The sequence below is a fragment of the Xenorhabdus bovienii SS-2004 genome (assembly GCF_000027225.1).
Lineage (GTDB): Bacteria > Pseudomonadota > Gammaproteobacteria > Enterobacterales > Enterobacteriaceae > Xenorhabdus > Xenorhabdus bovienii_C.
Genome location: NC_013892.1, coordinates 2,834,337 through 2,848,816, shown reverse-complemented (window position 1 = coordinate 2,848,816; position 14,480 = coordinate 2,834,337). Strand labels below are relative to the sequence as shown.

General features: G+C 40.6%; 15 protein-coding genes. 7 read left to right on the top strand and 8 right to left on the bottom strand.

Features of this window, described 5'->3' with window-relative positions; translation table 11 throughout:
- The first annotated feature begins 145 nt into the window (after nucleotides 1-145).
- Nucleotides 146-1,153 (top strand): nucleoid-associated protein YejK, encoded by a 1,008-nt coding sequence (gene yejK / locus XBJ1_RS12230; RefSeq protein WP_012989295.1) that lies wholly within the window; start codon nucleotides 146-148, stop codon nucleotides 1,151-1,153.
- Nucleotides 1,154-1,250: 97 nt separating this feature from the next.
- Here yejK and rplY read toward each other — a convergent pair whose 3' ends face one another.
- Entirely contained in the window at nucleotides 1,251-1,532 is a 282-nt protein-coding gene (rplY, locus tag XBJ1_RS12225; protein WP_012989294.1) for a 50S ribosomal protein L25, read from the bottom strand.
- A gap of 162 nt (nucleotides 1,533-1,694) precedes the next feature.
- Nucleotides 1,695-3,452: a DEAD/DEAH box helicase gene (locus XBJ1_RS12220; RefSeq protein ID WP_012989293.1), complete on the bottom strand. Its 1,758-nt coding sequence runs from the start codon at nucleotides 3,450-3,452 to the stop codon at nucleotides 1,695-1,697.
- Between the two features lie 269 nt (nucleotides 3,453-3,721).
- Here XBJ1_RS12220 and rsuA point away from each other — a divergent pair, with 269 nt between their 5' ends.
- From rsuA to XBJ1_RS12205, 3 genes are all read left to right on the top strand, one after another.
- Complete coding sequence (gene rsuA, locus XBJ1_RS12215; protein WP_012989292.1) at nucleotides 3,722-4,429, top strand: 16S rRNA pseudouridine(516) synthase RsuA; 708 nt, start codon at nucleotides 3,722-3,724, stop codon at nucleotides 4,427-4,429.
- A 46-nt stretch (nucleotides 4,430-4,475) separates the two neighbouring features.
- Nucleotides 4,476-5,663, top strand: a complete 1,188-nt coding sequence (locus tag XBJ1_RS12210; RefSeq protein WP_012989291.1) for a Bcr/CflA family multidrug efflux MFS transporter — start codon at nucleotides 4,476-4,478, stop codon at nucleotides 5,661-5,663.
- Between the two features lie 670 nt (nucleotides 5,664-6,333).
- Nucleotides 6,334-6,678, top strand: a complete 345-nt coding sequence (locus XBJ1_RS12205; protein ID WP_012989290.1) for a YejG family protein — start codon at nucleotides 6,334-6,336, stop codon at nucleotides 6,676-6,678.
- 73 nt (nucleotides 6,679-6,751) lie between these two features.
- On the opposite strand, the gene mepS is transcribed toward XBJ1_RS12205, so the two are convergent.
- Nucleotides 6,752-7,336 carry a bifunctional murein DD-endopeptidase/murein LD-carboxypeptidase gene (gene mepS / locus XBJ1_RS12200; RefSeq protein ID WP_012989289.1) on the bottom strand — a complete coding sequence of 195 codons (585 nt, stop codon included), beginning with the start codon at nucleotides 7,334-7,336 and terminating at the stop codon, nucleotides 6,752-6,754.
- Nucleotides 7,337-7,679: 343 nt separating this feature from the next.
- Entirely contained in the window at nucleotides 7,680-8,384 is a 705-nt protein-coding gene (locus XBJ1_RS12195) for a phosphatase PAP2 family protein (protein WP_012989288.1), read from the bottom strand.
- Between the two features lie 471 nt (nucleotides 8,385-8,855).
- On the opposite strand from XBJ1_RS12195, the gene XBJ1_RS12190 reads away from it, so the two are divergent.
- Both XBJ1_RS12190 and XBJ1_RS12185 read left to right on the top strand, forming a co-directional pair.
- Nucleotides 8,856-9,173: a type 1 fimbrial protein gene (locus tag XBJ1_RS12190; protein WP_230578783.1), complete on the top strand. Its 318-nt coding sequence runs from the start codon at nucleotides 8,856-8,858 to the stop codon at nucleotides 9,171-9,173.
- A gap of 330 nt (nucleotides 9,174-9,503) precedes the next feature.
- Nucleotides 9,504-9,767: a type 1 fimbrial protein gene (locus XBJ1_RS12185; protein ID WP_232503281.1), complete on the top strand. Its 264-nt coding sequence runs from the start codon at nucleotides 9,504-9,506 to the stop codon at nucleotides 9,765-9,767.
- Between the two features lie 69 nt (nucleotides 9,768-9,836).
- On the opposite strand, the gene efpL is transcribed toward XBJ1_RS12185, so the two are convergent.
- The 3 genes from efpL to XBJ1_RS12170 form a co-directional block, all read right to left on the bottom strand.
- Nucleotides 9,837-10,409 (bottom strand): elongation factor P-like protein EfpL, encoded by a 573-nt coding sequence (efpL, locus tag XBJ1_RS12180; protein WP_012989284.1) that lies wholly within the window; start codon nucleotides 10,407-10,409, stop codon nucleotides 9,837-9,839.
- A gap of 130 nt (nucleotides 10,410-10,539) precedes the next feature.
- Nucleotides 10,540-11,784, bottom strand: coding sequence for a tryptophan permease (mtr, locus tag XBJ1_RS12175; RefSeq protein WP_012989283.1), 1,245 nt, complete (start codon nucleotides 11,782-11,784; stop codon nucleotides 10,540-10,542).
- Between the two features lie 179 nt (nucleotides 11,785-11,963).
- On the bottom strand, nucleotides 11,964-12,383 hold the full coding sequence (locus XBJ1_RS12170; protein WP_012989282.1) for a nucleotide triphosphate diphosphatase NUDT15: 420 nt from the start codon (nucleotides 12,381-12,383) through the stop codon (nucleotides 11,964-11,966).
- A gap of 243 nt (nucleotides 12,384-12,626) precedes the next feature.
- Between XBJ1_RS12170 and fruK the strand changes: the two genes are divergently transcribed.
- Nucleotides 12,627-13,565 carry a 1-phosphofructokinase gene (gene fruK / locus XBJ1_RS12165; RefSeq protein ID WP_012989280.1) on the top strand — a complete coding sequence of 313 codons (939 nt, stop codon included), beginning with the start codon at nucleotides 12,627-12,629 and terminating at the stop codon, nucleotides 13,563-13,565.
- On the opposite strand, the gene nfo is transcribed toward fruK, so the two are convergent.
- Nucleotides 13,566-14,408 carry a deoxyribonuclease IV gene (gene nfo, locus XBJ1_RS12160; RefSeq protein WP_012989279.1) on the bottom strand — a complete coding sequence of 281 codons (843 nt, stop codon included), beginning with the start codon at nucleotides 14,406-14,408 and terminating at the stop codon, nucleotides 13,566-13,568.
- Between the last annotated feature and the right edge of the window lie 72 nt (nucleotides 14,409-14,480).

The following is a 14,480-nucleotide window of genomic DNA, read 5'->3' as shown; positions in this document are numbered from 1 at the left end:
CCATTTGAAATGAGAGGAGTGGATCATTACATTGTGAACACTTTTCCATCACTTGGTTTTTTGGTTGCAGCAGAAAGGTAACGGTGTTTGAATACGCCGCTAACCGCAAGGCCCAACGGTCAAAGCTGCAAAAGGAGTATAAATAATGAGTCTGGAAATCACCCAGATCGCGTTACACCGATTGATTAAACGTGATGAACAAACACTTGAAGTCATTCTGCGTGATTCTTTGCTGACCACCAATCAGGTCGTAGAAGATATGATGGCTGAATTACATCGTGTGTATAGCGCAAAAAGCAAAGCCTATGGTTTATTCAATGATGAAAGTGAACTGGCGGAATCACTCCGTCATCAACGTAAGGGAGATGAAGACTTTCTCGGTTTTAGCCGTGCTGCAACCGTTCGCTTGAAAGATGAATTGACAAAATATCCGTTTGCGGAAGGTGGTACGGTGCTATTTTGCCAGTACCGATATCTGGCCGTCGAATATTTACTGATTTCGGTTCTCAATAGTTGCAACAGCATGTCTGTCAATGACGAGCTGGATGTGAACACTACGCAGTATCTTGATATTCCTCATGCTGATATCGTTGCGAGAATTGACTTGACTGAGTGGGAAACTAATCCCGAATCCAGTCGTTATCTGACTTTTCTGAAAGGACGGGTAGGGCGTAAGGTTTCTGACTTTTTTATGGATTTTTTGGCTGCTAGTGAAGGCATGAATGCCAAAGTGCAGAATAAGGGGCTATTGCAGGCGGTGGACGATTATTGCGAATCAGCCCAGATTGATAAAAATGAACGTCAGGCTTATCGCCAGCAGGTTTACAGCTATTGTAATGAGCAGTTACAGGCCGGTGAAGAGATTAAACTACAAGAGTTGTCCCAAGAATTGCCACCATTAGGCGAGCAGAATTTCCAGCAATTTTCGCAGGAACAGGGATACGCATTGGAAGATAGTTTCCCAGCAGATCGCGGTACATTGCGTCAATTAACAAAATTTGCTGGCAGTGGTGGTGGGTTGACCATCAACTTTGATGCAATGTTGTTGGGAGAGCGAATTTTTTGGGACCCAGTGACGGATACTCTGACAATTAAAGGCACACCACCAAACTTGCGTGACCAACTGCAACGTCGCGGTAGTGGTAATGACTAACGCCTATCAGTAGTAAGAATAAAGCAGTAGAAATAAATAACGCCGCAAATGCGGCGTTATTTACTCGGCGTCCCGATAAAAGCTCGATTGTGGCTAATTAAGCACGCAGGAAATCGATGTGCGTCAGCTTAGGTTTAAAAGGATGACGCTGTACTGCCTGCACTTTAACTGTAGTTTCTTTACCATCAACAACCAGATTCAGAACTTCATAGAATTCTGGTTTACTTTCATGGTTGATAACTGCATCGTGATCCAGTTCGATAGAAACTGGTTCTTGGTTACCACCATAGATAATAGCTGGGAACTTGTTAGCTCTACGCAGGCGGCGGCTCGCACCCTTGCCCTGCTCTTTACGTACTTCTGCATTAATAGTTAACATTATTTTTTCTCTGTAAAAGAAGAAAATAAATCCTGCTACAGGCGACCCAGCAGCAGGTTCGAGACTTGGCTTAATATAATGTACTACACTAAGCGGGCGGCATTTTAACGAAAAACCTATATGACAGCAAATAGAAAGTACTTTTGGGCTGATTTAATCGGCTCAGTACAGATCATCTGCTCGGCGAAACCGCCCTTGATAGTCAAAGATCTTTTCCCGAATTTGCCAGAACTGGCCTTTTTTTCGTGCGACAACGAAGTCGGGATGTCGTAATAGAGGAAGCTGTTGTGCAATGTCCTCAGCTGTTTTCCATTGCAGAGGAATACCCGGCGCGCGCTGGTGCTGGCGCAAAAAGTGAAGCTCAAATACTTTTCTCTGAGCGGGTGTTGCTAAACGGAACCGTTCTGATACGCTCGCACCATCTTCATCGTGATAAGTGATTTGCAGCCATTCCCCTTTATTATCATGACCCGACGTTAATTGCATACCGCCACAACGTAGTACGAGTGCATTTTTGAGCTTAAGGGCGGCTTTCAGCATATCATCAGGATCGACCAGGACTTCCTGACAGCGGTGACAGCGTCGTGCCGCGATATCATTTTCTGCACCGCAATGTGGGCATGATTTAAAACGAAAGCGAAAATCACATTGATGCCGTTTGCCGCTTTCATCTTCTTCCCATCCTTGGCAACGGCGGCCAAAATGCTCAATGATTTCACCTTCCTCTGTACATTTCCCCCAGAAGGTATTGGCAAACTGGCAGATAGGGCAAAATACCTGTATAGGCTGGTTTTGAGAATTGGGCTTGCTACTACCGACTTCGGGGGAATAAATATCATGAGGATTTCCGGCGTAATCCAGAATTAAGCACTCTTTTTTGTCAGGAGATAAACGTAATCCCCGTCCGATGATTTGTTGGTAGAGGCTGACGGACTCTGTTGGACGCAATATGGCGATTAAATCGACATGAGGCGCATCAAACCCTGTTGTCAGTACGGAGACGTTGACCATATATTGGAGTTGTTGCGCCTTGAAAGCAGTGATCAATAGATCCCGTTCAGTTGCTGGCGTATCTGCGCTGACCAATGCAGCCTGTTCAGCAGGCAGCAATTGGAAGATCTCTTTAGCATGTTCCACTGTGGCAGCGAAAATCATGACTCCTCTACGGTCTTGGGCATATTCGATGATTTGCCTGATGATGTGAGGAGTAATGCGTTTTTGTCGTTTTATCTCCCGATTCAGGTCAGCTTCATGGAAAATTCCCTGCTGGCTGGTACGAACCTGACTGAAATCATATTGCATTACGGGCATATCCAATCTTTCTGGGGGCACCAGAAAGTGATGTTTAATCATATAACGTAACGGAAGTTCATAAATACAATCACGAAAAAAACAGTGTTCATCTCCACGTATCATGCCATGATAGTGATATTGGTATATCCAGCCAGAGCCTAAACGGTAGGGCGTGGCGGTTAAGCCCAAGATACGTATCTGGGGATTGTTTTTCTTGAGTTGCTGGATAATTTGTTGATACTGACTATTTTCATCATCACTGATGCGATGGCATTCATCAATAATTAACAGTGAGAAATGATAGTCAAAACAGTCCAGATTGCGAGCAACGGATTGAATACTACCAAAGACAACTTTTCTTTCACTCTGCTTTTGATGCAATCCCGCAGAAAAAATATCCGCTTGCAGGTCATAGGCACAATACTTGCTATGGTTTTGTGCAACAAGTTCTTTGACGTGTGCCAGTATCAAAACTCGGCCGTGAGCCAGTTTTGCTAATTCTGCGATGATGAGGCTTTTACCCGCCCCTGTTGGCAAAACAATGACCGCAGGATCTTTGTGCTGACGAAAATGGCGGATGGTAGCATCTACCGCTTCTTGTTGGTAAGGGCGTAAAGTAAAAGCCATTGTTATGTTACTGTCATGGGTATTAGATAAAAGATAGTTGATAGAGAGGATAACATTTTTCTGTGGTCTTGCCGTCGGGAAAGCGTTTTCCATTCAGTTGCTAAAGTAAGATGGCTATAACATGTAGTTTATTATTGTTATAATTATTGATGTTACGATGACTCTGAATATTATCTGGTTAATCTTGTACTCCAATAGTGACCCTTGAAGTGCTTGCAATATCAAGGGTGTGTTCATATGTTTTTATTTTCTGTCAGGTACATCTATTCATGCGATTGGATAAATTTTTATCACAGCAGTTAGGTATAAGTCGTAACGATGTAGGTCGTGAACTACGGGCTAGTCGGGTTACTGTTGATGACGAGGTCATTAAGAGCGGTGCGTATAAATTGAAGCCCGATCATCAGATAGCCTATGAAGGTTCAGTATTGGAACAATTAGGTGGTTCCCGCTATTTTATGCTGAATAAACCACAGGGATATGTGTGTTCGACGGATGATCCAACAAATCCGACAATTTTGTATTTTATCGATGAACCTGTTGCCCATAAATTACATTCAGCAGGTCGTTTGGATATTGATACCACAGGTTTGGTTTTGCTGACAGATGATGGGCAATGGTCACATCGTATTACATCACCCAAACATCATTGTGAAAAAACCTATCTTGTTACATTGGAATATCCAATATCAGACGATACCGAGATGAAATTTCTTGCAGGTGTGCAGTTGAATGGCGAAAAAACACTGACAAAACCAGCGAAATTAGAAATTATTGAGCCTCACCGTGTACGTTTGAGTATCCGTGAAGGACGATATCACCAAGTGAAACGGATGTTCGCTGCAGTGGGTAATCATGTTGTTGAGCTTCATCGTGAACGAGTTGGTCAAATTTATTTGGACTCTACATTGGAGCCAGGAGAATATCGAGCATTGACCAAACATGAAATTAACAGCATACAGGTGCCAACACCTTAACCCTCTTTTATCTATCTATTTAACAAGTTGTTACGGGAGTTAAAGCGTGCAACAACAACGATTATCCTATTTGGGATTAGTCTTGATCCTTGGTTTGCTTTCTATGTTGATGCCATTGGCAATTGATATGTATTTGCCAAGTATGCCAACGATTGCCACCAATTTTGGCGTCGATGCCGGTCGAGTACAAATGACGCTGAGTAGTTACATTTTGGGTTTTGCCATTGGGCAGATGGTTTATGGGCCAATGTCAGATAGTCTGGGACGTAAGCCAGTCATTGTAGGTGGTGTAATTGTTTTTGCCATTGCTTCTGCTGCGTGTGCTTTGTCACAAGATATTGATACCTTTATTTCTATGCGCTTTCTGCACGGGTTTTCTGCAGCAGCAGCAAGTGTTGTGATCAACGCCTTGATGCGAGATATGTTCACGAAAGATGAATTTTCCCGCAGTATGTCTTTTGTGACATTGGTGATGATCATTGCGCCGTTGTTGGCTCCCATGTTAGGTGGGTTGATGATGGTATGGTTCAATTGGCATGCTATTTTTTGGTCAATTTCGATTGCTGGAGTGATAACCGCGTTTCTTGTTGCTTTCTTTATCCGGGAAACATTACCGAAAGAGAGAAGGCAGCGATTCAATTTAAAAACTATTTTTAACCAATTTGCTATGTTATTTCGGCAGCGTCAGGTGCTGTTTTACATCTTGGCAAGTGGGTTTTCTTTTGCAGGCATGTTTTCTTTTCTTAGTGCCGGTGCATTTGTTTACATTGACTTGAACGGGGTTTCTGCACAACATTTTGGTTACTATTTTGGGTTGAACATTATTTTTCTGTTCATTATGACCATGATTAATAGTCAATGTGTCCGCAAATATGGTGCATCGAAAATGCTGCATTTCGGCGTGTTTGTGCAATTTGTCATGGGTTTATGGTTATTATTTAGCACTGTACTTGATTTAGGGTTTATTTCTCTTGTAATGGGTGTTGCAATTTATATCAGTGGTATTTCCATGATCACTTCTAATGCTATGGCTGTTGTGCTGGACGATTATCCTCATATGGCTGGAACGGTTGCGTCACTGGCTGGAACTATTCGTTTCAGTATTGCTGCGCTGGTGGGCACAATTTTATCTTCAGTATCTGCAAAAAGCGCATGGCCTATGGTGGGCTCAATGGCATTATGCGTAATATTGGCAATGTTACTTATTATTTATGCGAATAAGGCCAAAAAATAAAATAATCAGAGGGGCTACCAGATAGCATAAGGTAGCCTCTGTTTTTTAATTCATATATTGCTTCCTTACGCTTGCCGTACTGACTATCGCTACATTAAGAAATCATAGAATTTTCCCAATATTTTTTTATCCTGTCCTGATAGTAGCTGCATTTAGAGGTAATTCCCCAAGATCTTGAAATAGCAAAAGAAGCTATTGATTTTTGGATAGATAGGAAATGCCGAGCAATAAGCAGACAAATGTAGAAATTTGTTAATTTGATGATGCTAATCAATGTTGGGTTGTTGGTTTTTTGTTAACTTTGTGCTATTAAATTCATGACTATAGATTAAAATAATTTTGTTGTTAATTAACTGATTATAATATAAAAATATTATTTCCCTAGTATGTGGTATGGCTTATTACACATAAATATGTAAATGAAAAGTTGCTTATTTGCATAAAAATAAGTTGAATTTTTTACCTAAACAGTATAAATATATACAAAATGAGAGTTTGATCTCACTTTTTTAAAATGGAAGATGAAAAACGTGTGATAAATCGGATTTTATTTTAACTTTTTATTTACTTTTTTGTTTGCTTTTTGTTGGGGGGTTATTCGGTTTTGACGAATCGATAGCCTACAGCTGGTGGTTAGATGTATTAATGTTGTTTCTGATAGGAATAATACGTGGATAATATCCAACTTTCGGTAGTACATAGACTGCCGCAAAGTTATCGGTGGTCATCTGGCTTCGTTGGTACGAAAGTTGAAATTTTACCAACAGAAGAAACAGATATAGAAAATAGCCTGATGGGGCTGAAATTGTTAAGCCATGAAGGTGAAAATGCTTGGGTTATTTTGCATAATTTGAATCAATCTATTGCTGATATGCAAATATTGAGCGCAGTAATTGAGTGGGAAAGTGAGCCATGTTTATTTTTTGCTAAAGAGGATGAGAGTGCAGTGATATGTCGACTCAAGACATTAGGTGCTGCGATTGCAGAAAACATAACGGCGTTGTACCCGCTTTAGTGGATAACAATTGGATAAAAAAACGCTTCCAAAGGGAAGCGTTTTTTTATGTCTGCAAGGGAATTAAGTATAGTCAGGAGACTTTGTTCACGTCTCGCAGAATTCGTCTTGCGCCGTAGTACCGTTTAGTCCAGTAGGTATCGGTTAATTTGGAAACGATCACTCCATTACTGGTCGAGGCATGTACAAATTGGTTATTGCCGATGTAAATACCGACATGGCGCATGTAAATGCCTGTTTTGAACAGAACTAAATCACCTGCCCGTAATTTAGAACGGCTGACGGTTTGACCAATTTTTTGCTGCTCTGATGTAGAACGCGGTAAATCTATATCGAATTGATCATGGAAAGTACGTTGGACAAAAGCAGAGCAATCAATACCGCGCTTTGTACTCCCACCAAGCCGATAGGCAACACCTTTCCAGTCTGCATATTGGTTAAGGATTTTGGATTTAGTATCCAAATTTTTAACTAGAGTTTCAAACTCATCCTGAGACGCTTGCAGTAAGAAGTGCTTTTGGCTGTTTACTGCATGAGTATCAGCTTTTTTGCTACGCATTTGGGAGTCTGGCGAACTACATGCGGTTAGTACCACTGCCGCGAGAATTGCGGGTATCAACCGCAATATGTATCTCAGTATTGGTTGAGACTTGACCATTATATTGATTTTCCCTTGCAGCCCTTAACGTGGCTTATCGCCATCATGGAAACACTAAACGTTCTAAAGCGTAGTCAGAAGATGATGAATTAACAAATTTTCTGTCCCTAAAGTGTGCGAACCAACACATTTTATTAATATCTTTACAAAGCGCATTATTTTAATCATAGGGAGCAGAGAAGGGTACAGAAATGATAAGTAAAAAGCGAGATACAAAAAGCGTTCTTTACAAAAAATTAGATTAGGAACTAAGGGGTTAGAATGATTGTTGCTATTTTATACTTGTTTGGTAAAAATTGTGTAGTTTTGAGGAGATAAGCAATATCTCCTCATCATTACTATTTTAACTAGTACGCCTAATATACGGTAATTTTTTATCCAGCCATGTTGCCATAATATCACTTAAGGGTGTTAGTAATACCCAGCTCATTCCAATTAATGTCAGGGATAATGAACCGATAGCAATATCTGTAAACCAATGAGCACCTGCCATAATGCGTGGGAGGGTAAAGGTGATCATAATGAGCAGGGCAATGAAAAATGCGCCGCGAGAGACATAGCGAAGAATAAAACAACTAAAAATCAATAGCATTAATCCATGATCACCAGGGAAACTGTCTTTGGAAGCATCTTTTGTATGCCAACTGATCATGTCGTCCACGCGATTAACATTTTCGAATGTTAATGTTGGGCTTGGGCGGCTGACGGGAATTTTGTGGCCTATTTGGTTAATAATGACAGCAGTGACTAGCATTACCAGCCCTATCATGAAAAGACGGCGTTTACCCGCATAGCTCTGTTTGCGAAATGCGCTGTAATAGAGCAAGCCCATACACAGAAGCGATATAACATCAAATGCCCTGATATTCACGATGGCGACAAACAGTGCAAATCTGGAATTTGGAAGCAGTTTTTCATTAAAGAAATGAAAAATGGCTGCATCAATGTTAAACCAAAAACCGTGATTCTCAGGCAAATACCATGAGAAAAATAGGGCAATACCGAACATGTTAAGTATAAATATTGATAATGGATTACTGCGGGTCATGAGATACCTATTTAAAACGAAAGTAAATTTTGGTGGTAGTCAAATTAACTGGGGGGAGCACTATAGCAAAATTTATGGCAAAGAGTAATCGCTCTGGCATGTTGTTGCTAAGACATGGAGATATCAGCATATTTATACCATTTATGGACTGGCGTAACTATTATTAGTATGCGAATTATTTTGTAATATCGGAAAAATAGCTAAATCCCCACTTCAGTACCGATAATATATATTTGTCTCAATTTTGAGCACTGACTATTATTAAATAACCACAAATTGCTTTCCCCATATCCTAACTTGTTAGAATATTATGTTGAAATGTAGTCTTTATAAATAAAAATCATAAAGAAATTGTTTCATTTTCTGTTATATCGTTATATAGATAGCAGAGCGTTGTACCATTATCTGGTTTTCTAACTTAGCGTGGGGCTAAAGCTGAAAAAAGATAATAATACTTGTAGTGGAGGTTAAATGCTTATGTTACGAAAAACGACGACTTTTTTGTTTATATCTTTGTCTTATCCTGTAATGGCGCATGATCCGCCACCCTCAAGTTCTGAGTTTCTTCAATTTCATGGCGCTATTGTTGAGCCTCCATGTCAGTTTAATTGGGGTAAAAAACGTACTGAAGTAGCCTATTGGCACAATGGCGAACAGATTAATCAAGATAAAAAATTAGAATGTCAAAAAGATAGTTATTATCCATTATCAAAGCATATTAGAATAGAAAAAATAAGGTGGATAGAAGAAAACAAAAAGTCAGGGATTGTTACTATCACTTATCACTAAAAATTATATAATACCTTTTTAATCATATTGTTTATTTGATTTATAAATATAATTATTAATTGTAAATTTTTTTATAATTTTGTTTAAATAATGGTTATTAATAACCGTTTTGTAAATGATTTAATAAAAACAGTATCTTTTTTTGAGCTGAAAATTCATTTTTGATATGAATCAATAAAATGTGTCAATGTTGTATTTTTTTCATGTGAAATAATTATGATGGAGATGAAGGAATAAAGGTAACTGAGTTTTAGTTAATGGAAAAACGAAAGTGAGGTAACCATGCAAAATTATCTTAAGTTGTTAATTAGCTGTTTGTTGGTTTCATGGATGTCTTATGGATATGCGCAATCTACAGGAGGGAAAATTCAGTTTTCAGGTTCTATTGTTGACCCAGGATGTCAAGTTGTCGTATCGAATACTCAGGCCAATATCTCTTGCTATCGGTTGGGGAAAAACCTTACTGTAAAGCAAATTATTTCAACTCAGAAAACAACCGGCGAGGTCATGCTTCCTGGCAATATAGGTGTTTCCAGTGTGAAGTGGACTGATAGCCAAAAACGTGTGGCGATCATTAATGTGGATTACTTCTGATTTTAATAGGTGATGAATTGCTCTTTTCATCGAAAGGGAAAGAGCAATTCATATTTTAAGGATATAGAATTAATCACAACGTCCCATATAACGACGTTCTGCAATATGAATGCGGATTTTTTCGTCTGAACTCAGATATTCAGGCACCTGAATAGTGAGCCCTGTACTCATTTTAGCGGGTTTTGTACGAGCACTTGCTGATGCTCCTTTAATACTCGGCGTGGTTTCTTCGATGATCATATCAACAGTTTGTGGTAATTCGAGAGCCAGTAATTGCCCATCCATTGTCAAAACGTGCATTCCCGGCAAACCTTCTTCAGGAATAAACAGTAATTCTTCTTCGATTTGATTTTTTTTAAAGTGATAAGGGGTGAAATCTTCATCATCCATGAAGATATATTCATCACCATCAATATAGGAAAAACTGACGCTGCAGCGGGTCAATGTGATGGTTTCGAGGATATCATCACCTTTGAAACGTTCTTCCACTTTCTGACCCGTTCTAACATCAGTAAAGCGCATCTTATACAGTGTGCTGGCACCACGCGCACTGGGTGTTTGAATATCGATGTCTTTAACTAATAATAGTTTGCCATTGTGACTGATTGCAGTTCCGCGCTTAATTTCATTGGCTTTAGCCATAGATACCTTCCGTAAAAACAAGGAAATAATGGAATGAATGTTGAAGTGGCGACAAAATTACTCGCAGTCAGCACATTAGGCAAGAAATGATATGAAAACCCCAGTGAAAATACTGGGGCATGGGGATATATCAATGATAAGCAGGTAACACATCAAATAGGGAGAGAACATGAGCTGTAGCATTTATCAGTCCGAACAGAATGATAAAGGCAATCAGGAAACTACCGCCGGGAGCCTGATAGCTGGCATTTGGATAGCGCATACGGCTAGCACGAGCCATCAGGGCTGGAACGATGACCGCCCAAATTGTTGCCGCCAGTCCTGCAAAACCGATCGCATATAGGAAGCCGTTTGGAAAGATTAACGCCAGTACCGTTGGCGGAATGAATGTCACCAGTGCGGTTTTAAAACGACCTTCTCCACTGTCGTCGAATCCAAAAAAATCAGCCAGATAGTCAAATAGACCCAGAGATACACCCAAGAATGAACTCGCCAATGCCATATATGAGAAAGCATTTAAGAGTTGGGCTATGGTAGTATTGTTGGACGTATTATCCATCTGTTGCAGTAAATTAGCGATATTACCCCCATCGGCGATGATCTGCTTGAAGGCTTCACGGGGAATATTTCCCTGAATCACATACTGCCACAAAATGTAGATGACCAAAGCAATTAATGTGCCGTAGAACAGGCTGAGTGCAACAGCTTTACTGTCCTTATGGTAATATTTCACCAGACCTGGGATATTTCCGTGATAGCCAAATGAGGCCAGCAAATAAGGTAGCGCCATGAAAGTATATGGTAAATAGCTGGTTTCAGTATTGGCTTGATCAAATAAGACAGTTAATTTGACTTCGGTAAACATGCTTCCAACTGACATAATAAATGTTATTACCATGCCGCCTATCAAAATGGTACTTAAGCGATCAACTGCTTTGGTGGACATCCAGACAATAAAGGCAACGATCAGCGCGAACAGCAACCCAGTTCCCGATTGAGGCAGGGGAAGGAAATGCGTAAAATTATGAAACAAAACCGAGCTGCCGGCTGAAACATAAGCATAGGTCAGGATATACAAAACGAAGGCGATAGATAGGCCATTGAGTGTACTCCAGCCTTTACCCAGTAAATCTTTAGTAACAGTATGGAAACTAGAGCCAGACGGATAATTAAGATTAGCTTCCAGAATCATTAAGCCAGAGAAGTACATACATGCCCAAGTATATACCAGCAAAATTATTGATCCTGTAAACCATACACCTGAAGTAGCAATAGGAATGGAAAACATACCTGCACCGACGGCAGTGCCGGCAATGATCATTGTGCCTCCAAGTATGGAGGGACGTTTTAAATTTTGCGTTACCTCAATGGTCATGTAGACTCCTAATTAATAGTACTACCTTGTACTAGCTTGACGATACGTTAATGAATGATATGTGTAAACAAATATTTATGGATGATAAGTAAATTCCTTTTGTTGTATTTTTCATACAAATGTGGGATCAGGTTATATGAAATAACCCGCCTGAAAAGCACTTGAGAAGATGGGTTGTTTTAAGCGATAAGATAGAATTTTTCCATTTGCCATAGCTTGATGGCATTGCGGCTGGCTTCAAAGTGGGGTTCTGGTAGCTGATGAGGATCACACCAGATTAACTGCTCACATTTTTCAGGTTCCATTAGTTGTGGCTCACCTCCAGGGTGATGTGCCAATAAACAGACAGAAACTGTATGTTTTCCTTCTTCATGGTAGGTTTCGAGATTATTGCAGACACCATAGACTTTAGGATCTTGAATCGTTAATCCAGTTTCTTCCTGAATTTCTCGGATGGCACATTCTTCAAAAGTTTCACCTGGATCGACGTGCCCACCAAAGATTGACCAATAGGGTGCGTGCTGGCTGGTGCGTTTTCCCAGCAGGACTTCACCTTTATCATTAATAATGATGACACCAACTCCGACAACAACTGACACTGTATATTCCTCCGGCTGGAATTTATCCATGATGATGAAGATAGATTTTAAATTATCTGTAGTGGTTTTATTTTCGTCATCTGACAAGCAATCTTCTCTCGGCATATTTTTACTTTTAGATCGAGATAACACAACGATCAATCAAGTGGTAATTTTAACTGAAACGATTCAATTTTGATGTTATAAATAACAGAGAAATCTTAATATTACTTATGATTGTTTACTCAGGAGACACCGGGCAAGATGAGTCGTCGAGTTGCCACAATTACCTTAAATCCAGCTTATGATTTAGTTGGTTTATGCCCAAATATTACCAAGGGAACTGTTAATCGCGTACAGACCGCAGGATTGCATGCTGCGGGTAAAGGGAACAATGTTGCGAAGGTGCTGCGTGATTTGGGCATTGATGTCACGGTCAGCGGTTTTCTGGGACGAGAAAATCAGGAAGGATTTCAAAAGTTCTTTGGTAAAAACAATATGATAAGCCGATTTCATTTGGTCTCAGGCCGAACGCGTATCAATGTGAAATTGACAGAAAAATACGGTGAAGTGACGGATTTCAATTTTTCAGGTTTCCATGTGACAGCAGAAGAGTGGAATTATTTTGTCAGTGATTCTCTCGACTGGCTGGGGCAGTTCGATATGGTGGTAGTCAGTGGTAGTTTGCCAGAGGGCGTTTTACCGGAATCATTTGCGGATTGGATGCTGCAATTGAAACAACGTTGCCCCTGTATAATTTTTGACAGCAGCCGGGAAGCCTTTGTTGCTGGTCTGGAGGCGTCACCGTGGCTGGTAAAACCTAATCGTGATGAGTTGGAAATTTGGGCTGGTAAGCCATTGCCTGACCTAGATAGCGTGATTAATGCCGCCCATGAATTGCGTAATAGAGGGATTGCCCATGTCGTCATTTCATTGGGAGAACAAGGGGCGTTATGGGTCAATGCCTCAGGCGCATGGCTGGCAAAACCACCGTATTGTGAAATTGTCAGTACTGTTGGGGCTGGGGACTCGATGGTAGGAGGGTTAGTTTACGGCTTATTAATGCGTGAAACCAGTGAACACACTTTGCGTCTGGCAACCGCAGTTTCTGCACTTACGGTCAGCCAGCCGAATGTAGGGATCAAGAGCCGCACGGAACTTGCATCAATGATGTCAAAGATTGAGCTGACTTCTTTCAGGTAATCAATTCTGTTGGGATTTCAGCCAAGCAATTTCCTGATCCCAGATGCCTGGATTGATCGTTTCAAGAACCAATGGAATGCCATTGAAACGGTCATCTTTCATAATGTAGCTGAACGGTGTATTGCCAATATTGCCTTCTCCAAGGCTATGATGGCGATCAACACGACTGGAAAATTCGCTCTTGGCGTCGTTGAGATGCATAGCTCGCAGGTACTTAAACCCAACAATTTTATCGAATGCCTCGAAAGTTGCTTCGCAGTCTTTTTCCGTGCGTAAGTCATAACCTGCTGCAAAAGCATGGCAGGTATCAATACAGACACCAACACGGTTTTTATCTTCAACACCTTCAATAATGGCTGCAAGTTGTTCAAATTTAAAGCCTAGATTGGTTCCCTGACCGGCCGTGTTTTCAATGACAGCGGTTACACCCTGTGTTTTGTCCAGCACGATATTGATAGACTCGGCAATTCGGGCGAGACATTTATCAATATCGATTTTTTTGAGATGACTTCCTGGATGGAAGTTAAGTAAATCAATGTCTAGTTGTTCACAACGCTGCATTTCATCAAAAAAGGCGGCGCGGGATTTTTCCAGCGCTTCTGCTTCGGGATGACCAAGGTTGATCAGGTAACTGTCGTGGGGAAGAATTTGTTGGCTGCCATAGCCATAACGTTCACAATTGGCTATGAACTTATCAATGACATCTGCCGATAATGGTGGGGCATGCCATTGGCGCTGATTTTTCGTGAATAAGGCGAAGGCGGTTGCCTGTAACTCATGCGCTCGGATCACCGCCTGATCAACACCACCAGCAGCGCTCACATGGGCTCCAACAAATTTCATATTTTTTCCTCTTCTAATTTTGTTTCACTATTATGGCATTGTTCATCCTGCCAAAAAAATCTCTGTCAAAAA